Origin of the sequence: Streptomyces albus subsp. albus, assembly GCF_000719865.1 — a bacterium.
GTDB lineage: Bacteria > Actinomycetota > Actinomycetes > Streptomycetales > Streptomycetaceae > Streptomyces > Streptomyces albus_E.
The window spans coordinates 37897-61748 of record NZ_JOID01000001.1; the positions used below are offsets into that span (position 1 = coordinate 37897).

General features: G+C 72.4%; 21 protein-coding genes and 1 riboswitch. Of the genes, 6 read left to right on the forward strand and 15 right to left on the reverse strand.

The window, feature by feature from the left end:
- Positions 1-40 precede the first annotated feature (40 nt).
- From IF83_RS0100165 to IF83_RS0100185, 5 genes are all read right to left on the reverse strand, one after another.
- Positions 41-1360: a bifunctional 3,4-dihydroxy-2-butanone-4-phosphate synthase/GTP cyclohydrolase II gene (locus IF83_RS0100165; protein WP_030541903.1), complete on the reverse strand. Its 1320-nt coding sequence runs from the start codon at positions 1358-1360 to the stop codon at positions 41-43.
- 68 nt (positions 1361-1428) lie between these two features.
- Entirely contained in the window at positions 1429-2127 is a 699-nt protein-coding gene (locus IF83_RS0100170) for a nicotinamide mononucleotide transporter family protein (protein WP_030541904.1), read from the reverse strand.
- On the reverse strand, positions 2124-2789 hold the full coding sequence (locus IF83_RS0100175) for a riboflavin synthase (protein ID WP_051722318.1): 666 nt from the start codon (positions 2787-2789) through the stop codon (positions 2124-2126). The genes IF83_RS0100170 and IF83_RS0100175 overlap by 4 nt, the downstream gene beginning before the upstream one ends.
- A gap of 1 nt (position 2790) precedes the next feature.
- Positions 2791-3930 carry a bifunctional diaminohydroxyphosphoribosylaminopyrimidine deaminase/5-amino-6-(5-phosphoribosylamino)uracil reductase RibD gene (gene ribD / locus IF83_RS0100180; protein ID WP_051722358.1) on the reverse strand — a complete coding sequence of 380 codons (1140 nt, stop codon included), beginning with the start codon at positions 3928-3930 and terminating at the stop codon, positions 2791-2793.
- Between the two features lie 192 nt (positions 3931-4122).
- Positions 4123-4253: riboswitch (FMN riboswitch) on the reverse strand.
- A gap of 417 nt (positions 4254-4670) precedes the next feature.
- Positions 4671-4886 carry a hypothetical protein gene (locus IF83_RS0100185; protein ID WP_030541907.1) on the reverse strand — a complete coding sequence of 72 codons (216 nt, stop codon included), beginning with the start codon at positions 4884-4886 and terminating at the stop codon, positions 4671-4673.
- A 153-nt stretch (positions 4887-5039) separates the two neighbouring features.
- On the opposite strand from IF83_RS0100185, the gene IF83_RS0100190 reads away from it, so the two are divergent.
- Together IF83_RS0100190 and IF83_RS0100195 are read left to right on the forward strand one after the other, a co-directional pair.
- On the forward strand, positions 5040-6476 hold the full coding sequence (locus IF83_RS0100190; RefSeq protein WP_037678084.1) for a uracil-xanthine permease family protein: 1437 nt from the start codon (positions 5040-5042) through the stop codon (positions 6474-6476).
- Positions 6477-6722: 246 nt separating this feature from the next.
- A complete protein-coding gene (locus IF83_RS0100195) occupies positions 6723-7409 on the forward strand; it encodes a DUF5995 family protein (RefSeq protein WP_030541909.1) in 687 nt (228 codons plus the stop codon).
- Positions 7410-7450: 41 nt separating this feature from the next.
- Here the strand turns inward: IF83_RS0100195 and IF83_RS0100200 are convergent, their stop codons facing one another.
- The 6 genes from IF83_RS0100200 to rpe all read right to left on the reverse strand — a co-directional run bounded on the left by IF83_RS0100200 (position 7451) and on the right by rpe (position 14641).
- Positions 7451-9172: a flavin monoamine oxidase family protein gene (locus IF83_RS0100200; protein ID WP_030541910.1), complete on the reverse strand. Its 1722-nt coding sequence runs from the start codon at positions 9170-9172 to the stop codon at positions 7451-7453.
- Between the two features lie 214 nt (positions 9173-9386).
- On the reverse strand, positions 9387-10190 hold the full coding sequence (locus IF83_RS0100205; protein ID WP_030541911.1) for a carbon-nitrogen hydrolase family protein: 804 nt from the start codon (positions 10188-10190) through the stop codon (positions 9387-9389).
- Positions 10191-10371: 181 nt separating this feature from the next.
- Complete coding sequence (locus IF83_RS0100210) at positions 10372-10827, reverse strand: Lrp/AsnC family transcriptional regulator (RefSeq protein WP_030541912.1); 456 nt, start codon at positions 10825-10827, stop codon at positions 10372-10374.
- 215 nt (positions 10828-11042) lie between these two features.
- Positions 11043-12506: a GuaB1 family IMP dehydrogenase-related protein gene (locus IF83_RS0100215; RefSeq protein WP_030541913.1), complete on the reverse strand. Its 1464-nt coding sequence runs from the start codon at positions 12504-12506 to the stop codon at positions 11043-11045.
- A 274-nt stretch (positions 12507-12780) separates the two neighbouring features.
- Positions 12781-13785, reverse strand: a complete 1005-nt coding sequence (locus IF83_RS0100220) for a sugar-binding transcriptional regulator (protein ID WP_078843076.1) — start codon at positions 13783-13785, stop codon at positions 12781-12783.
- A gap of 169 nt (positions 13786-13954) precedes the next feature.
- Positions 13955-14641, reverse strand: coding sequence for a ribulose-phosphate 3-epimerase (gene rpe, locus IF83_RS0100225; RefSeq protein ID WP_030541915.1), 687 nt, complete (start codon positions 14639-14641; stop codon positions 13955-13957).
- A gap of 291 nt (positions 14642-14932) precedes the next feature.
- On the opposite strand from rpe, the gene IF83_RS34220 reads away from it, so the two are divergent.
- From IF83_RS34220 to IF83_RS0100245, 4 genes are all read left to right on the forward strand, one after another.
- A complete protein-coding gene (locus IF83_RS34220; RefSeq protein ID WP_208605829.1) occupies positions 14933-15574 on the forward strand; it encodes a hypothetical protein in 642 nt (213 codons plus the stop codon).
- Positions 15575-15903: 329 nt separating this feature from the next.
- The gene (locus IF83_RS0100235) at positions 15904-16359 is read left to right on the forward strand and encodes a DUF2690 domain-containing protein (protein ID WP_279617205.1); all 456 of its coding nucleotides are present in this window, start codon (positions 15904-15906) and stop codon (positions 16357-16359) included.
- 8 nt (positions 16360-16367) lie between these two features.
- Positions 16368-19367, forward strand: coding sequence for a hypothetical protein (locus IF83_RS0100240; protein WP_158710957.1), 3000 nt, complete (start codon positions 16368-16370; stop codon positions 19365-19367).
- Positions 19367-20056, forward strand: coding sequence for a hypothetical protein (locus tag IF83_RS0100245; protein WP_030541919.1), 690 nt, complete (start codon positions 19367-19369; stop codon positions 20054-20056). Before IF83_RS0100240 ends, IF83_RS0100245 begins: the two co-directional genes overlap by 1 nt.
- A 126-nt stretch (positions 20057-20182) precedes the next feature.
- Here the strand turns inward: IF83_RS0100245 and IF83_RS0100250 are convergent, their stop codons facing one another.
- The 4 genes from IF83_RS0100250 to fmt form a co-directional block, all read right to left on the reverse strand.
- On the reverse strand, positions 20183-20473 hold the full coding sequence (locus IF83_RS0100250; protein WP_158710958.1) for a hypothetical protein: 291 nt from the start codon (positions 20471-20473) through the stop codon (positions 20183-20185).
- 203 nt (positions 20474-20676) lie between these two features.
- The gene (locus tag IF83_RS0100255; protein ID WP_030541921.1) at positions 20677-22116 is read right to left on the reverse strand and encodes an RsmB/NOP family class I SAM-dependent RNA methyltransferase; all 1440 of its coding nucleotides are present in this window, start codon (positions 22114-22116) and stop codon (positions 20677-20679) included.
- Positions 22117-22158: 42 nt separating this feature from the next.
- A complete protein-coding gene (locus tag IF83_RS0100260; RefSeq protein ID WP_030541922.1) occupies positions 22159-22629 on the reverse strand; it encodes a hypothetical protein in 471 nt (156 codons plus the stop codon).
- A gap of 232 nt (positions 22630-22861) precedes the next feature.
- Positions 22862-23794, reverse strand: coding sequence for a methionyl-tRNA formyltransferase (fmt, locus tag IF83_RS0100265; protein ID WP_030541923.1), 933 nt, complete (start codon positions 23792-23794; stop codon positions 22862-22864).
- Positions 23795-23852 lie beyond the last annotated feature (58 nt).

Sequence of the window (23852 nt, forward strand, 5' to 3'; positions counted from 1 at the left end):
GTGTCGTGCGTCTCCGCCGGGGCGTCGGCCGGCGGCGGGCCTACTGGACGTGGCCGGCCGGCGGGCGGCCGTCGTCCAGCCAGGGCAGATCGTGGCCCATCCGGTCGCGCTTGGTGCGCAGATAGCGGAGATTGTGCTCCCCCGCCGCGACCGGCGCGGGCTCCCGGACGACCCGCAGGCCGTGCGCGAGCAGGGCCGCGGTCTTCTCCGGGTTGTTGGTCATCAGCCGCAGGCTGCGCACGCCGAGGTCGGTGAGCATCTGCGCGGCGGCGGCGTAGTCCCGGGCGTCGGCGGGCAGGCCGAGCTCCAGGTTGGCGTCGAGGGTGTCCCGGCCGTGCTCCTGGAGTTCGTACGCTCGGAGCTTGGACAGCAGCCCGATGCCCCGGCCCTCGTGGCCGCGGAGGTAGAGGACGACGCCGCGGCCCTCCTCGGTGACCCGGGCCAGGGACTCCTGGAGCTGGGGGCCGCAGTCGCAGCGCAGTGAGCCGAAGATGTCACCGGTGAGGCACTCGGAATGCACTCGAACGAGGACGTCCGTTCCGTCGCCGATGTCACCCCGCACGAGGGCGATGTGCTCGACCCCGTCCACCGTGGAGCGGTAGCCGTGGGCGCGGAAGTCGCCGAAGGCGGTGGGCAGCCGGGTCTCGGCCTCGCGGCGGACGGTGGGCTCGGCCGCCACCCGGCGGACGGTGGGCTCGGCCGCCGAGCGGCGGTAGGCGATCAGGTCCTCGATGGAGATGATCGCCAGTCCGTGCTTGCGAGCGAAGGCGACGAGTTCGGGCAGGCGCATCATGGTGCCGTCCTCGGCGGCGATCTCCACGATCGCCGCGGCGGGGCGCAGCCCGGCGAGCCGGGCGAGGTCGACTCCGGCCTCGGTGTGGCCGTTGCGGGCGAGGACGCCGCCGGGCCTGGCCCGCAGCGGGAAGACGTGGCCGGGGCGGACGAAGTCGCCGGGCGTGCTGTCCCCGGAGGCGAGCAGGCGCAGGGTGGTGGCGCGGTCGGCGGCGGAGATGCCGGTGGTCACGCCGTGCTCGGCGGAGGCGTCGACGGAGACGGTGAAGGCGGTGCCCATCGACTCGGTGTTCTGCCGCACCATCTGCGGGAGTTCGAGCCGGTCAAGGGTGTCGCCCTCCATCGGGGCGCAGATGAGGCCGCGGCACTCGGTCATCATGAAGGCGACGATCTCGGGGGTGGCCTTCTCGGCGGCGATGATCAGGTCGCCCTCGTTCTCCCGGTCCTCGTCGTCCACGACCACGACGGGCCGGCCGGCCGCGATGTCGGCGACGGCGCGCTCGACGGGGTCGAGGACGATGCCGTCGTCCGCGTACCGGTCGTGGGTGTCCTGGAGTGCGGTGGTCATGCTGGCTCCTTCGAGCGGCGGGGCGGCGGCGCGGGGGACGGCCGGTGCGGCGGGCCGCGCGGGGGCGGTCATGCGGGGGTCTCCGTGGCCGCGGCCCCGGCCGGCACGGCGGGCGCCGGGGCTTCTCCGGCCGCGGCGGGCGCCGGCTGCCGTCGGGTGTGCAGCCACCAGTCGCGCAGGCCCCACAGGACGAGCACGAAGTAGATGACGTAGACGAGTCCGGAGAACGGGAGTCCGCTGCTGAACGCCAGCGGGACGCCGACCACGTCGACCAGCATCCAGGCGAACCAGAACTCGACCAGTCCGCGGGCCTGGGCGATCATCGCGGCGAGGGTGCCGACGAAGATGTACGCGTCGGGCCAGGGGCTCCAGGAGAGCGACGGCACGGCGGTGAACAGCCCGCCGACGGCCAGGGTCCCGAGGACCGTGCCGGCCGCCAGCAGGCCGCGCTCCCGCCCCGTGGCGAAGCGCACCGCGAGGGTGCCGTCCCCGGTCCGCCGCTTCCCGTGCTGCCACTGCCGCCAGCCCCACACGGCGACGCCGATGACGAGCAGCTGCTTGCCGACTCCGCCGCTGAGCTGCGCGGAGGCGTAGGCGGCGACGAGGACGACGCCGGAGAGGAGTTGGGCGGGCCAGGTCCACAGGGAGCGGCGCCAGCCGAGGGCGAGGGCGATCAGGCCCAGGGTGTTGCCCACCATGTCGGACCAGATGACGTCCTGCCCGAGGACGGTGAAGGCGTGGCCGTTCAGCCAGTCGAAGGCGCTCATACGGCGGCCTCGCCGGTGACGGCCCCGGCCGCGGTCCGGGCGACGGCCCCGGGGGTGGCGCCGGCCGGGACGGCGCCCGCGCCGAGCAGCCGTTCGACGTACTTGGCGAGGACGTCGACCTCCAGGTTGACCGGGTCGCCCGCCTTCTTGATCCCCAGGGTGGTGAGGCCGAGAGTGGTCGGGATCAGGCTGATGGTGAAGTGGTCGTCCGCCGCGTCGACGACGGTGAGGCTGACGCCGTCGACCGTGATCGAGCCCTTCTCGACGACATAGCGGGCCAGCCGGGGCGGCAGCGAGACCGTGACGATCTCCCAGTGCTCACCGGCCTCGCGTCCGGTGATGACGCCGGTCCCGTCGACATGCCCCTGGACGAGGTGGCCGCCGAGGCGCCCGCCGAGCGCCATGGGGCGTTCGAGGTTGACGCGGCTGCCGGGAACGAGGGCGCCGAGGCTGGAGCGCTTCAGGGTCTCGGCCATCACATCGGCGGTGAACTCGCCGTCGGCGGTGCCGACGACGGTGAGGCAGACGCCGTTGACGGCGATCGAGTCGCCGTGCTTGGCGTCCTCGGTGACCAGCGGGCCGCGCAGCCGGAAGCGGGAGGAGTCCCCCATGTCCTCGACGGCGGCGACCTCGCCCAGTTCTTCGACGATTCCTGTGAACACGTCAGCTCTCCTCGGAGGCGGAAAGGGGGGAAGGGGCGGGGGCGGCGCCCGCCGGAGCGGACCCCCCGGGGACGGCGGTGATCCGCAGATCCGGACCCAGCCGGTCGACACCGGTCATCTCCAGGCGCAACGCCTCGGCGATCGTGCCGATTCCGGCGTCGGCGAGAACGGCCGGTCCGGCGCCGAGCAGCGCGGGGGCCAGATAGCCGACGACCTGGTCGACGGCACGGGCGGCGACGAAGGCACCGGCGAGGGTCGCCCCGCCCTCCAGCAGCACGGAGCGCACCTCGCGGTCGTGGAGGGTGCGGAGCAGCGTCGGGATGGACAGGCCGCGTCCGCCGGGCGCGCGCGGCAGCCGCACCACGGGGGCGAGGCCCTCCAGGTGCGCGGCGTCGGCGTCCTCGGCGACGGCGACGAGGGTGGGCGCGCTGCCGTCCAGGACCCGGGCGCCGGGTTTCACGGCGGTGGCGTTGCTGTCGACGACGACGCGCAGCGGCTGGCGGAGGCCGGCGCCGAGGGTGTCGAGCAGCGCGGGGTGGCGGACGGCGAGCTGCGGGTCGTCGGCGCGGGCGGTGCCGGAGCCGACAATGACGGCGTCCGCCTCGGCGCGCAGCCGGTGGACGTCCGCGCGGGACTCGGGCGAGGAGATCCAGCGGCTGGTGCCGTCGGCGGCGGCGGTGCGGCCGTCGAGCGTCGCCGCGTACTTCCAGCGGACGAACGGTCTGCGGCGGCGCACGGAGGTCAGCCAGGGGAGGTTGACCTCTTCGGCCTCGGCCGCCAGCAGGCCGTGCTCGACCTCGATGCCGGCGGCGGCGAGGGTGGCGGCCCCGCCGGCGGCCTCGTCGTGCGGGTCGGCCACGGCGTAGACGACGCGGGCGATCCCGGCGTCGATCAGCGCGCCGCTGCAGGGGCCGGTGCGGCCGGTGTGGTCGCAGGGCTCCAGGGTGACGAGGGCGGTGCCGCCGCGGGCGCGTTCGCCGGCGGCGCGCAGGGCGTGGATCTCGGCGTGCGGGCCGCCGGCCCGCTGGTGGTATCCCTCGCCGGCCACGTCTCCCGCGGCGTCGAGGATCACGCAGCCGACGACGGGATTGGGGCTGGTGGAGCCGGTGCCGCGGGCGGCGAGCTCCACGGCTCGCCGCATGGCACGGGTCTCGGCCGTGCCGGGTGCTTCGGGGGCCACCGGGTCCTCCTGCCTCTGCGGGCACGGACTCCGGGGCTGTCGACGAGGACAGATGCGGACGTCACACGCGGGGCGGCGCGGATACGGCCGCACGGCTCACCCCGGGTCGGGGCGGACCGCGCCGCTGTACGGCGGCGCACCGGTGCTCGGCCGCCGCGCACTGCCTCCCATCCGGACTTTAACCGTCGGTCCAGGAATCTCACCTGGTCAACCGGCCACTGGCAGTGGCCGGGTCGCGGACTGTAACCGCCGGTTCGGACTTTCACCGACCCCGGAGTGCGCTGACGTCACTGGTACACCCCCAGTCTGCCACGGGACGACGGCGGCGACCGGGGCGGGTCTTGTGTCCTCGCTCACAGCGCGCTCCCCGGGCGTCACGCTCCGCCGGGGCGGGCCGCCGCGGGCCCGGGAGCGGCGCTGGGCCGGTGACCGGCGGTGACGTGCGGAAACGAGGCGGAGACCGGCGGCGGGCGACGGGGCGGCGGCGCCCTCACGGCTCCCGTCGCGGACGGGCGGGACCGGACGGGGGTGCCGGAGCCCGGAATGGCCGGATCCGGGGTTGCGGCCGGAGCCGCGCGGGCTTCACCGGGTCGTGCCCGCGGCACCGCTGCCCCGCGGCACCGCTGCCCCGCGGCACCGCTGCCCCGCGGCACCGCTGCCCCGCCGCGCCCGCGTGCCGCGGCGCGGTGTGCGGAGCCGCGTCAGAGCTGCCCCGGCCAGTTGTCCGGGCCGCCGCCCCGCCACTCGATCAGGGCGGGGTCGTCGAGGCGCACCTCGTCCGGGTCGAGTCCGGCGCGGCGCAGGAATTCGAGGAGATCGCGGGGACCGGTCGCGGTGCCGGCCCGTTGGCCGCGGATCTCGACCCGCCGGCCGGTGCCGGCCGGCGGGTGCACGAGCACAGGCGGCTTGTCGTTCATGTGTTCCAGCCTGCCCCCGTCCCCGGCACCGCGCACATCGGTGACCGCCGTCACTCCGCGCACGGCCGTAACGGCCCCGGAGCACCCCCTTTAGCATTGGCGGGATTTCATCGCCGCCGGCACCGGCGGCAGAGCAGAGGAAGTGGAGTACTCATGGGCCTCGGCGTGGGCTGGAAACTGCACGGCGACGGGCGCGTGCCCGCACCCGGTGCGGTCGTCGGGCCGGACGAACGGCTGTCGTGGCCGCGTACGGCGGGGCTGGGCGCGCAGCATGTGGTGGCCATGTTCGGGGCGAGCTTCGTGGCCCCGGTGCTCATGGGGCTGGATCCGAATCTGGCCATCATGATGTCCGGCTTCGCCACCATGATCTTCCTGCTGGCGACCCGCGGCCGGGTGCCCAGCTATCTCGGCTGCAGCCTCTCCTTCGTCGGGGTGGCGGCGGCGATCAAGGCGCAGGGCGGCGGGATCGCGACGATCACCGGGGCGATCCTGGTGGTCGGCGTCGTGCTGTTCCTCAGCGGTCTGGTCGTGCGCAAGTTCGGGGCCCGTGTCATCCACGCGACGATGCCGCCCGTCGTCACCGGCGCCGTCGTGATGCTGATCGGGTTCAATCTGGCTCCGGTGACCGCCTCCGTGTACTGGCCGCAGGACCAGTGGACGGCGCTGCTGACGATGCTGTTCACCGGCCTCGCCGTGGTCGTGCTGCGCGGCTTCTGGTCGCGGATCGCGATCTTCCTCGGTCTCGTCTTCGGCTATGGCGTCTCCTGGCTCTTCGACCTCGGTCTGGGGAAGATCCACTCGGTGCAGGGCGGCACCGAGGCGGTGGACCACTGGCGGCTGGATCTGTCCGGGGTCGCCGACGCGGCCTGGTTCGGACTGCCCTCCTTCCACGCCCCGCAGTTCGAGCTGTCGGCGATCCTGGTCGCCCTGCCCGTGGTGATCGCGCTGATCGCCGAGAACGCCGGCCATGTGAAGGCCGTCGGCGAGATGACCGGCGACCCGCTCGACGACGAACTGGGCACCGCCATCGCGGCGGACGGCGCGGGCAGCGTCCTCTCCACCGCCGTCGGCGGCCCGGCCACCACCACCTACGCCGAGAACATCGGCGTGATGGCCGCCACCCGCGTCTACTCCACGGCCGCCTACTGGGCCGCCGCCCTCTTCGCCCTGCTCTTCGGCCTCTGCCCCAAGTTCGGCGCGGTCGTGGCCGCGATCCCCGGGGGCGTGCTCGGCGGCATCACCGTCATCCTCTACGGCATGATCGGCCTGCTCGGCGCGCAGATCTGGGTGCACAACAAGGTGGACCTGCGCAATCCGCTGAACCTGGTGCCGGTGGCGGCGGGCGTCGTCATCGGCGTCGGCGGGGTCAGCCTGAAGATCACCGACAACTTCGAGCTGAACGGCATCGCTCTCGGCACCATCGTGGTGCTCAGCGGCTACCACGTGCTGCGCGCCTTGGCACCGGCGCACATGAAGGCGGAGGAGCCCCTGCTGGACGAGGGCACCACCTCCTACGACGACGCGGCCCCGGAGAAGCCGGCCGGCACCGGCACGGGCACGGGCCCCGGCACGGGCACCGCCGGGAAGTGACCCGGGCCGCGCGGGCGGCACCGGGACGGGCCCCGGTGCCGCCCGCGCGGGGGCGCCTTCGCGCCCCCGGTCGCGCCGTCGCACCCCGGGGGCGGTGGTCCCGGTCCCCGGGGGAGTCAAAGGGCCGCAGTCAAAGGGCCGCAGTCAATCCGGAGTTGACCGGTGTGAGCCGCCGCCGTTAGGCCGTTCCGGTCACCATCAGTGACATCACGGGACAGACGCGCGGCGCGATGTCACCGTGCGTGCATGACCACAACCGAACCACGGGCGGCGGCCGATGTGCGGGACGTGCTGGAGCGGATGCGGGCCCTGGAGGCCGCGCTCCCCCGGCAGGACGGGGTCGCCGTCTTCAACCGGGTCTATCTGTCGGTCACCGGGGAACTGGAGCGGCGCATCGCAGCGGGCCACTTCCGGGACCCGGCCCTGACCGCCGAGTTCACCGCGCGCTTCGCTCGGCGCTATCTGACGGCGGTGGACGCCGACCGGGCCGGGCGGCGCCCGCCGGCCTGCTGGCGGCCGCTGTTCCAGCACCGCCGCCACCCGGGCGTGCTGCCCGTGCAGTTCGCCCTCGCCGGAGTCAACGCCCATGTGGGGCACGATCTGGCGCTGGCCGTCGTGGACACCTGCACGGCGCGCGGCTGCGAACCGGCGGCGCTGCGGGACGACTACGAACAGGTGGACCGCGTCCTCGTCGAGCTGGAGGAGCGGGTCCGGGAGGAGCTGATGCCCGGCCCGGATCTGCTGGACGTGGCCGACCCGCTCACCCATCTCACCGGCTCCTGGTGCCTGACGCGGGCCCGGGACGCCGCCTGGGCCGCGTCCCGGGTGCTGTGGGAGCTGCGCGGGGCGGACGGGCTGTGCGAGGAGTTCCGGGAACGGCTCGACACGGGGACCGGCATGGTCGGCCGCTTCCTCCTCACACCGCTGGGCTGAGGCCCGCGCCCCCGCGCCCCGTACCCGCTCCCGTACTCCCCTCAGTCCTCCGGCAGTTCGACCGGCGCGATCTCGTCGTAGACGTCACCCGGGCCCGGGTTGGCCGGATCCGTCGTCCCGCCCAGGTGGCGCATGACGCCCCAGACGGCGTTCAGCGCGGTCTGCACGGCGCCCTCCGCCCAGCCGGCCGTCCAGGAGATGTCGTCGCCCGCGAGGAACAGGCCCCGCCGGTCCTCCGGCAGCCGGTTTTGCATGAAGTGGGTGAACAGGCGGCGCTGGTAGCGGTAGTGGCCGGGCAGGTTCGCCTTGAACGCGCCCATGAAGTAGGGCTCGTTCTCCCAGGAGACGGTGACCGGGTTGCCGATGACGTGCCGCCGGATGTCGACCTTCGGGTAGATCTCGCCGAGCGACTTGAGCATGACCTCCATCCGCTCGTTCGCGTCCAGCGGCAGCCACTTCAGGCTGTCGTCGCACCAGGTGTAGGAGAGGCAGATGACGGCGGGCCGGTCCGGGCCGTCGTCGAGCAGATACGTCCCCCGGGTCATCCGGTCGGTGAGCGTCATGCTCATCACGTCCCGCCCCGTCGGCTCGCCCCGGTCGTCGAGCGCCTCGTCCCGCCAGAACGGCCGGTCGACGGGGACGAACAGCTTGGAGGACTCCATGTAGTGGGTCCGCTCGATCGCCGTCCAGTGGTCGATCGGGAAGAGCGCGTCATCGCACTCGATCTTGGACAGCAGCATCCAGCTCTGCGCCGTGAACACCGCCGCCCGGTAGGTGCGGATGTCACCGCGGGCGTCGGTGACGGTGACGCGCCCGCCCGCCGTGCGGTGCAGCCGGGTGACGGCCGGTCGGGGCTGTCCGTCCGGGTGCAGCGCGGCGAGGGAGGTGCCGTGCGGCCAGTGGACGAGCTTCCCGGGCCGGTGCTCCCAGAGCCGCAGCGGGAGCTGCTGGCTGCCGCCGACGATGCCGCGGTGGTCGTCGTCCGCGCCGGTGTAGACCACGCGCAGGATCTCCAGGATGGAGTTGGGGAAGTCGGTGTCCCAGCCGCCGGTGCCGAAGCCGACCTGCCCGAAGATCTCCCGGTGCCGGAAGGACTTGAACGCCTCCGATTCGCAGAGGAAGCCGTAGAAGGTCTGGTTGTCGAGCTTCTCCACCAGCCGGGACCAGATCTCCCGGATCACCGGGACGTCGCGCTCGCGCAGGGCGCGCTGCATCGCGGAGAAGTCGGCGCCCTCCTCCAGGCAGGCGTTCCAGGCGTTCATGACCTGGGTGTAGACCTCGGGGAGGTCGTCCAGGGTGCGGGCGTAGTGCGACTCGCCCTTGAGGTCGACGACCGTGGAGGGGGTGGCGGGCGAGAGCGGGTTGGGGAAGGGACGGGTCTCCAGGCCGACGAGGTCCACGTAGTGCTGGAAGGCCGTGGAGGACGGCGGGAAGCGCATGGCGCCCATCTCGGCGGTCAGGGACGGGTCGCAGCCCTCGAAGCCGACGGTGCGCAGCCGGCCGCCGATCCGGTCGGCCTCGTAGACGACCGGCCTGAGGCCCATCTTCATCAGCTCGTACGCGGTGACGATGCCGGAGAGGCCACCGCCGATGACGGCGACCTCGGTGCCGTGCTCGGTGGCGGGCACGGAGCCCAGTCCGGCCGGGTGCGCCAGGAAATCGTCGTACGGATAGGGGAAGTCCGGGCCGAACATGGTGATGGGCGGCTCGGCCTGGGCCTCGGCGTGCTGCTCGTCGTGGACGGCGGTGGGCACGGACGTCATCGGCTGGGGTCTCCTGGGAAGCGGTACGGCGGGTGCGGGTGCGGGTCCGGTTGGCTGGTGCGGTGGTGCGGTGGTGCGGGTGTACGGGATCGGGCGGTCGGGTCCGGGCGGGCGCGGGCGCGCGGCGCCCCGGTGCGGGCCGGGTCACGGGTGCGCCCCGCGCGGGCGGGGCCGCGGGTGCCCGGCGCCGGCGGGTGCCGCCGGCGCCGGGCCGTCAGCGCGCGGTGAGCGAGCCGTAGAGCTCGGGACGCCGGTCGCGCAGATAGGGGTTGGCCGCCCGGGCCCGGCCGAGCAGGTCCCGGTCGGCGTCGGCGATGAGCAGTTCCTCGCCGGACCCGGCGCGGGCCGGGACGGTTCCGTCCGGGGCGGCGAGGCAGCTGAGCCCGGCGAAGTCGAACCCGTCCTCCGGGCCGCAGCGGTTGACGTAGGCGATGTGGAGCTGGCTCTCGTAGGCGCGCGCCGGGACCAGCGTCCGCGGGACCACCTCGTACGGCCGCATGAGCGCGGTCGGCACGAGCAGCAGTTCGGTGCCGGCCAGGGCGTGCGCGCGCACGGCCTCCGGGAATTCGACGTCGTAGCAGATCAGCAACCCGAGCCGGGTGCCGTCCAGTTCGGCCTGGACGACCGGCTCGTCGCCCGGGGTGAAGCGGGTGATCTCGTACTCCCCGTAGAGGTGGGTCTTGCGGTAGTGGGCGAGCGGGGTGCCGTCGGGGCCGGTCAGCCGGAGGGCGTTGTACAGGGTCTCGCCGTCGCGCTCCGGGTAGCCGAGGCCGACGGCGAGCCCGTGGCCGGCGGCGATCCGGGCGACCCGGGCGGCGGACGGCCCGTCGGCCGGCTCGGCAAGCCCGGGCAGCCGGTCGCCCACGGCGTACCCGGTCAGGAACAGCTCGGAGGTCAGCAGCAGCCGGGCCCCCGAGGCGGCGGCCCGGCCCGCCGCCTCCTCGAGAAGCCGCAGGTTGTGGGCCACATCGCCGGGGCGTCCGGAGCTCTGGAGCAGGGCGGTGCGCAGCGGCGGCATAGGGGTCCTCGGGAGGTACGAAACGGGCGATGAGGGGACGGAAAGACGGTACGGTCGCCCGCCGCGGCCGGACAAGCCGCGACCGTTGCCGCCGACAGGCGATTCATTGCGCCTGCCGGCCCCGTCCCGGCGATTCATTGCGCGGGCCCGGTCCCGTCCCGTCGTCCTCCGCCGGGAGCACCTACCGGGGCGCCCCCGAGCCGAAGCGCCGCAGCAGCGGGGAGAGGACCAGCACGGACTTGGTGCGCTCCACGTACGGCTCGCCCGCGATCTGCTCCAGCACCCGTTCGAAGTGCCGCATGTCGGAGGCGAAGATCTGTGCGATGGCGTCCGCGTCACCGGTCACGGTGGACGCGGACACCACCTCCGGGTAGCGCGAGAGACCGCGCCGGATCGCCTCGGGGGTGGTGTGGCGCCGGCAGTAGATCTCGATGTACCCCTCGGTCTCCCAGCCGAGCGCCGCCGGGTCCACCCGCACGGTGAAGCCGGTGATCGCCCCCTCGGCCCGCAGCCGGTCCACCCGGCGCTTGACGGCCGGGGCGGAGAGGCCGACCTCGGCGCCGATGTCGGCGTAGGAGCGGCGGGCGTCCCCGGCGAGGGCGTGGACGATGCGTTCGTCGAGATCGTTCAGTCGCACTGCGGATGGATCACTTCTCTGTGGGACGGGACTGCGCACGGCACGCCGGCGGGGCGGGCGCAGGGCGGCGGCCGCCGCAGCCGCAGTACAGCACAGTCCGCTCCGGCCCGGCCGCCGGGCGCCCGGCCGTTCCCGCCGGGTCTCGGCCCCGGCAGCACGGCTCGCGTACGGCAGGCCCGCCCGAGGCCCTCGGGCCGCGCCGCCCCGGGCCGCCGTCAGAGCCAGCTGGCGTGGAGCGGCTGGCCCTCCGCGTAGCCGGCGGCGCTCTGCACACCGACGACGGACCGCTCGTGGAACTCCTCCAGGGAGCCCGCGCCCGCGTAGGTGCAGGAGCTGCGCACGCCGGCGACGATCGCGTCGATCAGGTCCTCCACGCCCGGCCGGGCCGGGTCGAGGTACATCCGGGAGGTCGAGATCCCCTCCTCGAACAGGCCCTTGCGGGCGCGGTCGTAGGCCGACTCCTCGCTGGTGCGCTTCTGCACGGCCCGCGCGGACGCCATGCCGTAACTCTCCTTGTAGAACCGCCCGTCGGGGTCCTGCTGCAGATCGCCGGGCGACTCGTGGGTACCGGCGAACCAGGAGCCGATCATGACGTTGGACGCGCCCGCGGCCAGCGCCATGGCGACGTCGCGCGGATGCCGCACGCCGCCGTCGGCCCAGACGTGCTTGCCGTGCCTGCGGGCCTCGGCCGCGCATTCGAGGACGGCGGAGAACTGCGGGCGGCCCACCCCGGTCATCATGCGCGTGGTGCACATGGCGCCCGGCCCGACCCCCACCTTGACGATGTCGGCGCCCGCGTCGATCAGATCGCGCACGCCCTCGGCGGAGACCACGTTGCCCGCGACGACCGGCACCGGCGGATCGAGGGCGCGGATCGCCCTCAGGGTGCTCATCATGCTGTCCTGGTGGCCGTGCGCGGTGTCCACGACCAGGGTGTCCACGCCCGCGGCCAGCAGCCCCTCGGCGCGGCGCACGGATTCCCCGTTGATGCCGACGGCGACGGCGATGCGGAGCCGGCCGTCCGCGTCGGTGTTCGGGGTGTAGAGCGTGGCCCGCAGGGCGCTCTTGCGGGTGAGGATGCCGGCGAGGCGCCCGTCCTTGCCGACCACCGGGGCGAGCTTGCGGTGGGCGGCGTCGAGGCGGTTGAAGGCGTCGCGCGGATCGACGCCGGCGTCCAGGAGCAGCAGTTCCCGGGACATCACCTCGGAGAGCTGGGTGAAGCGGTCCACGCCGTTCAGATCGGTCTCGGTGACGACGCCGACGGGCCGGCCGTCCTCGACGACGATGCCGGCGCCGTGCGCCCGCTTGGGGAGCAGGGAGAGCGCGTCGGCGACGGTCCCGGTGGGGGCGAGGGTGATCGGGGTGTCGAAGACCCGGTGCCGCTGTTTCACCCAGGAGACGACCTCGCCGACGACGTCCAGCGGGATGTCCTGCGGGATGACGACGAGACCACCGCGCCGGGCGACGGTCTCCGCCATCCGGCGGCCCGCGATCGCCGTCATGTTGGCGACCACGATGGGGATGGTGGTGCCGGTGCCGTCGGGGGTGGAGAGGTCCACGCCGTGCCGGGAACCCACGGCGGAACGGTTCGGCACCATGAAGACGTCGTCGTACGTCAGGTCGTGGGGAACCGGAGCTGTCTCGACGTGGCGCCCCGTGCCGGGCTCGAGGAAACGCATAGGTCTCACATTTCGCGTGGAACGGCGCAGGTGGCTCCCACGTGGACACGGCAAAGGACCCCCGGCTTCCCTTGCCGCTCCTCCGCGAGGGCGGGCGGGCGTGGCGGGTACGGCGGGGGTTCGCGTGCCAGGCAGTGAGACCTGCCTTACTCCGGAATTTTACCGGATCATCGGACCATGGGCCCGGTCAAGCACGTGGACCCCGGCGCCGGGCACACGCACCGGGCGGGCGTCCACGTCCGGGGCGGCCCGGGCACCCGGCCCCGCGGTGCGGTCACGCGGGCGCGGTCTCCGCTCCGTCGGGGTCGGCGCGGTCGAGCGCCGGACGCGGCTTGGGGCCCGTTTCCTGGAGGAGGTGGTCCGCGGCGGCCGTGTCCGTGACGAGGCTGGTGACCAGGCCGGAGCGCAGCACGGCGTCGATCGCGGCGGCCTTCCGCCGCCCGCCGGCGATGGCGACCACCTCGGGAATGCGGCGCAGCCGGTCGGCCTCGACGGTGATGCAGCGCTCGCCGAGGTCGCGCCCGATCCGGCGGCCGTCCACGGCGAACAGGTGCGCGGACATCTCGGCGACGGCGCCCAGCGAGGCGTAGTGGGCGCGCTCCTCGTCCGACAGCATGTCGTGGACGGTGGAGATGCCCGGCTCCCAGGAACCGATGGAGACGGCGGCGACGGTCACCTTGTCGAAGTACTCGAAGGCGCGGGCGATCCCGGGCTGGGCGCGGAGGGCCGCGGCGGTGGTGGCGTCCGGCAGCAGCATCGGCGCGTAGATGGGGTGGGCCTCGCCACCGGAGACGGTCGCCGCGCGGCGGACGGCCTCGACGGAGCCGCGTTCGGCGGTGCCGGCGTCGTAGACCCCGGTGAGCTGGACGACGGTGCAGGGCGGCAGCCGGTTGAGGGCGGCGGCCATGTGGATGGTGGAGCGGCCCCAGGCGAGGCCGAGCACATCGCCCTCGTTGACGAGTTCGCCGAGCAGGTCGGCGGCGACCTCGCCGAGGTTCTCCGGGTCCACGCCGTCGTCCTCGGCGTCGGAGGGCGATTCGACGACGACGGCGTTCCGCAGGCCGTAGCGGGCGCGCAGCGCGTCGGAACGCTCGGCATCCAGCTCGGCCGGCACCCGGATCTCGATCCGGACGAGGTCGCGTTCGAGCGCCGTCTCCAGGACGCGGGCGACCTTGAAGCGGCTGACGCCGAACTCCTCGGCGATCTGGATCTTGGATTTTCCCTCAAGGTAGAAGCGGCGGGCCATGGCCGCCGCCTGCACCAGCTCCGCGGGTCCCATCCGCATGGCTGATCGGCCCGTCGACACCGCGTTCTCCTTCACTGTTCACTGTCCCCTTCGCGAACCCGCCGCCATCCTGTCAGAAGCGGCGGTCGCCGGCCGGTCCTCGTGCCCCACCACCCCGGAGAGTTCACCGGAGTTCATCGCTCCGTGTCCTCGGGGCCCGGTGTCAGTGCCCGCAGGCCCATCCGGCCGTGGCGGTGGCCTCCTCGGCCTGACGGCGCAGGGCGCGCACCGCGGCGGCCGGGTCGTCGGCGCCGTAGACCGCGGAGCCGGCGACGAAGACGTCGGCTCCGGCCTCGGCGCAGCGCTCGATGGTGTCCGCCGAGACGCCCCCGTCGACCTGGAGCCACATCTGCAGGCCGTGCTTGGCGATGAGCTCACGGGTGCGGCGGATCTTGGGCAGCATGATGTCGAGGAAGGCCTGTCCGCCGAAGCCCGGCTCCACGGTCATGACCAGGATCATGTCGAGCTCGGGGAGCAGGTCCTCGTAGGGCTCGATGGGAGTGGCGGGCTTGAGCGCCATCGAGGCCCTGGCCCCCTTGGCCCGGATCTCGCGGGCCAGCCGGACCGGCGCGGTGGCGGCCTCGGCGTGGAAGGTGACGGAGCCGGCGCCGGCCTCGACGAAGGCCGGGGCCCAGCGGTCGGGCTGCTCGATCATGAGATGGCAGTCCAGCGGGGTGTCCGTCGCCCTGCTCAGCGACTCGACGACCGGCACGCCGAGGGTGAGGTTCGGGACGAAGTGGTTGTCCATGACGTCGACATGGAGCCAGTCGGCGCCCTGGACGGCCTTCGCCTCCTCCGCGAGGCGGGAGAAGTCGGCGGAGAGAATACTGGGACTGATCTGCACGGCCATGGGGACAGCCTGCCATGCGCGGGAGGGGCCCGCCGACGCCCGTTTCCGGCATTCCGTGACCCTCCCTCCCCAACCGCCCGAGAACGATTTCGTGACAGTGGCCGCCCGCCGCCCACCACGCGACCCGGGAAGGCGCGGGAGCGGGGCGGGAAACGCCGGGCCGCCGCCAGCGCTCGCAGCGCCACCCGCCCACCAACGCACCAACGCACCAATACGACATTAAGCAGATTATCTGCATATAGCGTGCGAGCCTGCTCCATCTCTCACCGAACCGAACGGAAAGGAACACCTGTGAAGCACAACGGGATGCGGCTCGGCCTGACGGTCCTGGCGGCACTGGCCCTGGCGGGCGGGGGCGTGTCGGCCGCCCAGGCCGACGACGGGCACGGAAAGGGCCGCCACGGCGGCCCGGTCGTCGTGGTGAACGGCGACAAGAACCACCTCGTGGTAGGGGACGAGAACGTCGCCGGACGCGACGGCGTCTCCAGCTCCGGCCACAGCGACTCCACCGGCGTCGGGGCCGGCGAGGGCGACGAGGTCGGGACGCCGGCCCAGCCGTACGGCACGGTCATCAGCCCGAGCGGCGTCGTGAAGCGGGCCCAGCCGACCACGAACTCCGCGAACCTGGGAGCCCTCGCCTACCAGGCGCAGGTCGGGCTCAAGTGCAAGGTCACGGGCCAGACCGTCGACGGCAACAACATCTGGTACCTGCTGCGCGACGGGTCCGGATGGGTCGCCGCCCGGTACGTCGTGAACACGGGCACGGTGCCGTTCTGCCCGTCCGTGGAGGATTCGGAGGAGGGCGGCACGCAGGCCCAGGCTCTCCGCGGCGCTTCGGAGGACGGCGCCATGAAGACCGGCGAGCGCACCGAGGCCGCGGACCTGGACACCGCGGCCCCGGACCGCACCGACGCGGCCGGCCCGCGGGGCTGACCCGGCCCGCTCCGGTCTCCGCACAACGCACCGCGCCCCCGTCGCACCCGACCCGGCGCACCACCCCACCCCGTGGCCGCGCACCTCTCCCGAGGTGCGCGGCCATGTCGTCCGGCTGCCGAATCGGCGCAGGTAAAGGGCAGTACAACTCCCGCGAGTCGCGCATGTGTTCGCGTAGGCTGCGGACGCTCTTCTGACGGAACACGGTCATACATGCCGACTTGACGCGGCACGGAGAAGAAAGCTCTGAGGTGATGTGTGTGCGCAGCATACGGAGATGGGGGTCGGCAGCGGCTGCCCTGGCGCTGCTGGCCGGAGCCTTTCAGGGAATGCAGGCGTCCCCCGCGGCCGCGGCCGACTGCTGGCGAGCCACGTGTTCGGGCAAGGACCCTATCCAGATGGGATGTGACGACGACGCCGAGGTACTGCAGCAGGCCACCGAACCGGATAAATCGGTCGTGGTGCGGCTGATGTGGTCACCGAAGTGCCAGGGCGTGTGGGCGAAGATCTCACGCGATCTCGACACGTCCCCCGACTACGTGTACGGGACGCTGTGGACGACGCGTGATCCCGACGGCGGCATCGAGAAGTACGACACGACAGGCCTTCTCACGGACGGCGTGGCAGGCGCCTACACCACGATGCGGAACTGGAAGACCACCAGCGCGAAGGCGTGCTGGAACGACGTTCATGCCCAGTACGACCCCGTGCCGCTGAAGTACATCAGGGACAACAACGACGCGAGTCTCCCGATCGTGCACGGCTTGTGCACCGACTGGCTGTAAGGAAGATGATGCGCACAAGACGTCTCAGGAGATACCTCTCCGCGAACCCGCTGCTGGCCATGAGCGTGGTGGCGGCATCCGCCGCCCTGGTCCCGCTGGCCTCCCCGGACACAGGGGTGCGGACGGCCTCCACCACCGCGGACAGCACGGCGGCCCGGCTGTTCTCCACACCCGGCAAGGACCTGGGCCCCGGCTACACCTCGTCCCGGGACGCGATCGTGCAGGCCACCGGCGACGCCGAAGGACTGCACATCCTCGCGGCGAGGGAAAGCGACGGGTTCTCCTTATATGAGATCGCCCGCCTCAGCCGCAAGGAACTGTCCGGCACCGGCCCCTGGACCGGCTACGTCTGCACCACGGGATCGGGAAACTACGCGGCAGCGGTCTACGCCCCGTCGGTCTGGTCCAACGAGCCCGGCGCGTACGAGAACGGCGCGTTCGCCGCGGTGATCCGCCTCTCCGACGGCAAGGTGACCGAGGTGCCCGACCGGGTACAGCTGGCGTATTTCACGCCGGGCTGCGGATCGGGCGACGAGGTCGCGTTCACCTCCAGTTCGGCCACCGACAGGTCCGCCGGTTCGACGACGGTGATATCCGTCGACGCTGCCACTGGATCGGTGGACTCCCGCCGCACGGTCGACGGCTATCTGACACACGTCACGCCCACGCGGAAGCGCACCGTCGGCGTGCTCGGCGGCGACCTCGTCGACCTGAAGGGCAGCGGCAAGAAGCTCTCCGCGCGCAAACTCGCCGCGGTGCCCGGCCCGATGTTCGCGCTGACCGCTTCGGAGAACGGCACCGTGGACATCGGCACGGTCGACGGCAGGAACAGCGTCATCTCCCGCTTCAACGGTGAGGACTTCACCGAACTGGGCCGCGCCCCGAAGGGGAAGGTCAAACTCCTCCCCGTGGCCGGCGGCGCCGCTGTCGTCGGCGACGTGGAGGGAATCGACACCGACGACGCCCCGGGGCTCTCCAAGTACGCGGTGGAAGGCCGGGTGGCCGGAATCTCCCGCCACGGTCATCTGGTGACCCACTCGGTGTTCTCCGAGCAGATGAAGGGCATCACCGCCCGCATCGGCTCACCCTCGCGCAAGGGCGCCGGGACCGTGACCGTCAGGGCGACCGCGCTGAGGACCGGTGCCGAGGCCACCACGCTCGTGGACACCGACCGCAGGCGGCCGGAGCGGGATTCCCCGCTGCCGATGGACCCGACTGCGTTCGCCATGGCCGGGCGCGATGACGAGGATCCTCTCAACTGCGGTGAGGGCATGCCGGAATCGCAGTGCCTGTCCGGCTCCGGTGCGGCCGTTTACGGCAAGGTCCACGAGATGGAGACCCCCTGCATCGTCAAGCGCAACAACCCCAGGCGCCAGGCGCTCCAGGCCAGCGCGAACATGGTCGAGTGGGCGGTCGACCAGGCTGTTCACGGCAGACTGACGGTCACCCGTCCGAAGAACTGGCACGACACCGGCCTCGACGCCTACACCCCGCAGGGCCTGTTCCCCAAGCCGTCGCTGACCGGCGGCGGTGAGATTCCCGCGCAGGTCATGCTGGGCATCCTCGCCCAGGAGTCCAACTTCAAGCAGGCCTCCTGGCACTCCATGAACGGTGACTCGGGCAACGTCACCAAGTCCGACTGGTTCGGCAACGAGAACGGCATCCACTACTACCCCAACCGTGCCAAGGCCGACTGCGGCTACGGCATCGCCCAGGTGACGACCGGCATGTCCGAGGAGCACGCCCAGCAGTTCGACACTTTGCGCGCCGGTGCCGTCACCACCGACTACGCGGCGAATATCGCCGCCGGTCTGGGCATCCTGGCCGAGAAGTGGAATCAGCTGAAGGCACTGGGCATGAACGCCAACGACGGCAGCCCGGCCTACATCGAGAACTGGTACATGGCGCTGTGGGGCTACAACTCCGGCGTCTACACCTCCGGCGCCGTCGGCGTGGGCTTCTTCAACAACCCGATCAACCCGCGCTACCCGGCCGACCGGCAGCCGTTCCTGCGCTACAGCTACGACGACGCATCCCACCCCGGCGACTGGAACTACTCGGAAAAGATCTTCGGCTGGGCGGAAGTCCCGCAGATGACCTGGAACGGGGAGGAGTCGTACTCCGAGCCGAACATGCCGTTCGGTGTCGTCAAGGCCGCCCCGCGCGACCTGTTCTGCGACCCGTCCATCAACGCGTGCGACCCGGACGCGGCCGACCCGTGCCCGAGCTGGAACTCGAGCTGCTACTGGGACGGCAGCGTGAACTGGATGGGCGCGCAGAACACCGGCAACTCCAGCACCGAGAAGCTCAGCTACTCGCTCGGCTCCGGAGAGCCCGAACTCCAGAGCAAGTACGGACACGGCCCGTGCATCGACCACCCGAGCGTCTACACCAACGCCATCATCGTTGACGACCTCGGCCGGCACGAGGACACCTACGGATGCGGCGACTTCGAGGCGGCCGACGACGGCAAGTTCACCCTCCAGACCGGGGACAACATCACCACGCTGAGGGACGACGGCACGTTCCGCGCGACCCCCTACCTCGCCCCCATCGACCTTCACCAGCTCGGCGCCGGATACGACCACCACGTCTACTTCACGCACAGCTACGGAGACACCGACTACTTCCACAAGATCACCGGCCGGTGGCAGGTCAACCAGGCCAAACTCCCCTCCGGGGACCAGCCCGGCCAGCGCTACAAGGTCTTCGTCCACCTGCCCAGCCACGGCGCGGAAGCGGTCGTCCGGTACAACTTCATCCCGGGCGACAACACGAGCGGCGCCGAGCCCGACTACTGCCGGGTCAACCAGGGCACCCGCAGCGCGGGCAAGGACACCTGGTTCGAGATGGGCACCTTCACCTTCTGGAAGGGCGGCCGGATCGAGGCGGACAACCTCCACGACGCCGGCACCGGGGACGACAACGTGGTGTTCGACGCGATCGCCTTCGTTCCGTTCAACTCCGCCGATCCCGGCCCGTGCAACCTCAATGACGGTGGTCTGTGATGCGCGCCGCCATCCGCGTTCCCACCGTGCTGATGGCTGTCGTCATCGGTGTGGGGGGAGCCGCCTCGTGCAGCCGGAACAGCCCCGAAGCCGCGGAGCCGGACCGCCCGAAGGCCACAGCGCCCGGTCCGGAGCCGTCCGGGACGCGGACGGCTCCGCGTGCCGCCGATCTGCCGGAGCACGCGGTGGGCGGCGACAAGCGGCCCAGCTTCGGCGCGGCGGACACGATGGCCACCGGATACACGGGGAAGGACTTCCTCACCCGGCTCGCGAAGGACTGGAAGCTGAAGCTGGACAAGCCCGTTGAGCAGGAGATGCCCGACGGGAAGAAGAGAACCTATGTCCACGGGCGAGGCGGGAACGGGGTGACGGTGTCGGCCGGATACGCCGATCACGAGAACCTTTCCTCCCTTCTCTGCAGAACCAGCGCGGACCAATCCCGTGGTTTCGGCTTCCTCGCTGCCTGTACAGGACTGGACGTGGCGGGAGTGGACCACGGCAAGGCGTCTTCTTGGCTCCAGCGGGCGAAGAAGGAGACCGATTCCCTGTATGAGAAGAAGGTCACCGAGACGGGAAACAAGAAGGAGTTCGTCGTCAGCGGGGTTTTCACCTCCGGGCCGGTGACCATGGTTCTGCACCGGGCTTACGACAAGTACTCGCTGCGGATCCTCGGAGGCGCGGTGGCATAGACCCGAGAGCCGGCCGCCGGAAGCCGCTTCCGGAAGCGAGGGCCCCTGCCGTCACCGGCAGGGGCCCTCGCTCCGTCCGCGTGTTCCGCCCGCATGCCCGCGGAACGCCTTACTGGTCCGCCTGCTCTACAGCGGCGAGCAGATGAGTTCTTCGCTCTTGTCCTTGTACTCCTGCATCTCGTCCGCCGTGTAGCCCGCTTCCTTCAGGCCGTCCATCAGGGTTGCCGTGTCGCCGCACAGGCGGGGACGCTGGTCGGCAAGGTAGGACTTGACGTCCTCGGCGTTCAGCTGTTCCCACGTCCGTTTGATCTCGTTGTTCTTCTCGTGGGTGTAGGAGAACTCGACCCATTCCTTTTCCCGGTCCGTCAGGCGGGACGTGTCAACGGGCGTGTCGCTTCCCCCGCACGAGACGGCCATGAGAGTGCACGCCACCACCATGAGACATAAGGGCGCCTTCTTCACGAAACTCTCTTCCGCCTAGACAGCCAGGAGCCGCCGCACTCTATCGCATGTACGTGTCAATCAACCGGGAAACATCGCGATACGCGCATACGTTGGGCGGCCGAGCGGAAGGAGGACGGGGCATACATTCCTGGACGCCACTGGGACCTCCGGGCCGTTCAGGACGTACGGCGCAGCAGGGCCAGGTACATCGCGTCGGTGCCGTGCAGATGGGGCCAGAGCTGGACGTCGGGGCCGTCGCCCAGGGCCGGGACGCCGGGCATCAGCGGCCGCGCGTCGAGGAGTTCGGCCTCCGGCGCCGGCCCGCCGCGGCCCTTCAGCACGTCGTCGACGACGGCGCGGGTCTCGGCGAGGTGCGGTGAGCAGGTGGCGTAGCCGACGACCCCGCCGACCCGGACCGCGTGCAGCGCCTCCCGCAGCAGTCCGCGCTGCAGCGGAGCGAAACCGTCCAGGTCGGAGGGGCGGCGCCGCCAGCGGGCCTCGGGACGGCGGCGCAGCGCGCCGAGCCCGGTGCAGGGCACGTCGACGAGCACCCGGTCGAAGCTGCCGGGCCGCCACGGCGGCCGGGTACCGTCCGCGGCGATCACCTGGTACGGGCCGGGGTTGCCGGCCAGCGCCCGCGCCACGAGCCGGGCCCGGTGCGGCTGCTTCTCCGAGGCGAGGAGGGACGCCCCCCGCTGCGCCGCCAGGGCGGCGAGCAGCGCGGCCTTGCCGCCGGGGCCGGCGCAGCCGTCGAGCCAGCGGCTGTCCTCCCCCTCCAGCGGGGCGCCCGCCACGGCGAGGGCGACGAGCTGGCTGCCCTCATCCTGGACGCCGGCCCGGCCCTCGCGGACCGGCTCCAGCGCCCCGGGCTCGCCGCCCTCGGACAACCGCACCGCGTACGGGGACCAGCGGCCGGGCAGCGCCGACTCCTCCCCCGCCGCGTCCAGCAGTTCACCGGCGGTCGACCGGCCGGGGCGGGCGACGAGGGTCACCTCGGGCCGCTCGTTGTCGGCCTCCAGCAGATCCTCGATGCCGGCCCGGCCGCCGCCGAGCGAGTCCCACAGCGCGGAGACGATCCACCGCGGATGGGAGTGGACGACGGCGAGGTGCTCCTCCGGGTCCTCGTCGTAGTCCGGCGCCACCCGCTCCAGCCAGCCGTCGAGATCGTCGGCCGCGATCTTCCGCAGCACGGCGTTGACGAACTTCGCCCGCCCGTCGCCGAGCACCACCCGGGCCAGCTCCACGGTGGCGCTCACCGCCGCGTGGCTGGGGATCCGGGTCCCGAGCAACTGGTGCGCCCCGAGGGAGAGCACATCCAGGACGGGCGGGTCCACCTCGCGCAGCGGCCGGTCCACACAGGCCGCGATGACCGCGTCATACGTGCCCTGCCGGCGCAGGGTCCCGTAGACCAGCTCGGTGGCGAGCGCGGCGTCGCGGCCGTCGAAGCCGTCCTCCTCGCGTGCCTTGCGGAGCAGGGGCGGCAGGACGAGGTTGGCGTAGGCGTCCCGCTCGTCGACCGCCCGCAGTGCCTCGTAGGCGAGGATGCGGACGGGGTCCTTGCGGGGACGGCGGTACGGCTTGCCGGGACGGCGGCGACGGGACTGGTCGGTGCTCACAGGGAAAGGTGCTCCGCGGGTTACGAGGACGATCCCTCCAGACTACGACGCCCCGCCGTCCGCGCCCGTGTCGCCCCAACCGCCCTGGATCATGGTCTGGAACGCCCATTCCCCGTTCCGCTTCACCAGGATGTCGGCGTACCGCAGGTTCCGGGTGTACCCGCCCGCCGTGATCACGGACTCGCTGTGGACGACGACGAGCGAGGGGGTCAGGAAGTGCGGGGTGCGCACCGACTGGAAGCTCATCTCCTCGCCGCCGCCCGCATCCCCCAGGACCCCGCTCATCGTGGCAGTGAAGCGCTCGCGGTCCCACTGCTCGGCCGAGCCGTTGCCGGCCGCGTCATCGGTGACGACGTTGAGCGGGAAGACCGCCATGTCGGCCATCGCCTCGACCTCCCCCCGGGCACTGTGGGCTTCGTACCGCGCGAACCACTCGTCCAGCGCCCGGCGGTCCTCCTCACCGGGGGTGAACGCGGCTCCGGACTCGGGGACTGCCTGCTGCTGCTCCGTCATCCTGCTCCTCTGGTCGCTTGCTCCAGCGATTAGTCAAGCTTGACTAATCGCAGGGACTGTACTGCCCCCGATCGCGCTTAGTCAAACTTGATGACTGGGAGGTGCCCGGCGCGGCGCCCGACCCGCCGGGCACCGGCCGGGCTCGCCACCGGGCCGCATCGGGCCCGGGCCCGGTCGAGCGCGGAGCACGGGGCTCGTTCAGGCGCCGGGCCCCGTCCGGCACAGAGCCGCGTCAGGCGCCGAGCCGGTCCTCCGGGCCGATGCGGACGCCGCGGGCCCAGTCGGCGCCCCGCATCGGCTTCTTGCCCTGCGCCTGCACCCACAGCAGTTCGACGGCGTGCGAACCCGTTCCGGCGTACACCGCGTTCTTCGCCGCGGACAGGGCGCCGGGCGCCAGGTCCGTCCGCTCCAGGAGCAGGCCCACCGACATGACCTTCAGCCGCTCGCCGCGGAAGAGCGTCCACGCCCCGGGCGCGGGCGAGCAGCCCCGCACGACGCGGTCCACCCGGAGGGCGGGCGCCGACCAGTCGATCTTCGCGTCCTCGACGGTGAGCTTGGGCGCGATGCTGATGCCCTCGGCCGGCTGCGGCACGGGCCGGAGCGAGCCGTCCTCGATGCCGTCCATCGTCGCGGCCAGCAGGCCGGCGCCCGCGAGGGCGAGACGGGTCAGCAGATCCCCGCTGGTGTCGGTGGGCTTGATCTCCTCGGTGATCACCCCGTACACGGGGCCGGTGTCCAGCCCTTCCTCGATCCGGAAGGTGGAGGCGCCCGTCATCTCGTCGCCGGCGAGCACCGCGTGCTGCACCGGGGCGGCGCCCCGCCAGGCCGGCAGCAGCGAGAAGTGCAGATTCACCCAGCCGTGCGCCGGGATGCCGAGGGCGGCCTTGGGCAGCAGCGCGCCGTACGCGACGACGGGGCAGCAGTCGGGGGCGATCTCCCGCAGCCGGGCGAGGAAGTCCTCGTCCCGGGGACGGGCCGGCTTCAGCACCTCGATGCCGGCCTCCTCCGCCCGCTGCGCCACCGGGCAGGCGACGAGCTTCCGGCCGCGGCCGGCGGGTGCGTCGGGCCGCGTGACGACGGCGGCGACCTCATGCCGTTCCGAGGCGATCAGGGCGTCCAGAGCGGGGACGGCGACCTCGGGGGTGCCGGCGAAGACCAGCTTCATCGGGGGGTGCACTGCCTCTCGGGTCGGTCGGTTCCCGGGCCCGAGCGCCCCGGACACC

Coding starts and splice junctions, on each gene's coding strand:
- IF83_RS0100165 (WP_030541903.1), bottom strand. CDS start 1,360: ATGACCACCGCACTCCAGGACACCCACGACCGGTACGCGGACGACGGC.
- IF83_RS0100170 (WP_030541904.1), bottom strand. CDS start 2,127: ATGAGCGCCTTCGACTGGCTGAACGGCCACGCCTTCACCGTCCTCGGG.
- ribD (WP_051722358.1), bottom strand. CDS start 3,930: ATGCGGCGAGCCGTGGAGCTCGCCGCCCGCGGCACCGGCTCCACCAGC.
- IF83_RS0100185 (WP_030541907.1), bottom strand. CDS start 4,886: ATGAACGACAAGCCGCCTGTGCTCGTGCACCCGCCGGCCGGCACCGGC.
- IF83_RS0100190 (WP_037678084.1), top strand. CDS start 5,040: ATGGGCCTCGGCGTGGGCTGGAAACTGCACGGCGACGGGCGCGTGCCC.
- IF83_RS0100195 (WP_030541909.1), top strand. CDS start 6,723: ATGACCACAACCGAACCACGGGCGGCGGCCGATGTGCGGGACGTGCTG.
- IF83_RS0100200 (WP_030541910.1), bottom strand. CDS start 9,172: ATGACGTCCGTGCCCACCGCCGTCCACGACGAGCAGCACGCCGAGGCC.
- IF83_RS0100205 (WP_030541911.1), bottom strand. CDS start 10,190: ATGCCGCCGCTGCGCACCGCCCTGCTCCAGAGCTCCGGACGCCCCGGC.
- IF83_RS0100215 (WP_030541913.1), bottom strand. CDS start 12,506: ATGCGTTTCCTCGAGCCCGGCACGGGGCGCCACGTCGAGACAGCTCCG.
- IF83_RS0100220 (WP_078843076.1), bottom strand. CDS start 13,785: ATGGGACCCGCGGAGCTGGTGCAGGCGGCGGCCATGGCCCGCCGCTTC.
- rpe (WP_030541915.1), bottom strand. CDS start 14,641: ATGGCCGTGCAGATCAGTCCCAGTATTCTCTCCGCCGACTTCTCCCGC.
- IF83_RS0100235 (WP_279617205.1), top strand. CDS start 15,904: ATGCAGGCGTCCCCCGCGGCCGCGGCCGACTGCTGGCGAGCCACGTGT.
- IF83_RS0100240 (WP_158710957.1), top strand. CDS start 16,368: ATGCGCACAAGACGTCTCAGGAGATACCTCTCCGCGAACCCGCTGCTG.
- IF83_RS0100245 (WP_030541919.1), top strand. CDS start 19,367: ATGCGCGCCGCCATCCGCGTTCCCACCGTGCTGATGGCTGTCGTCATC.
- IF83_RS0100250 (WP_158710958.1), bottom strand. CDS start 20,473: ATGGCCGTCTCGTGCGGGGGAAGCGACACGCCCGTTGACACGTCCCGC.
- IF83_RS0100260 (WP_030541922.1), bottom strand. CDS start 22,629: ATGACGGAGCAGCAGCAGGCAGTCCCCGAGTCCGGAGCCGCGTTCACC.
- fmt (WP_030541923.1), bottom strand. CDS start 23,794: ATGAAGCTGGTCTTCGCCGGCACCCCCGAGGTCGCCGTCCCCGCTCTG.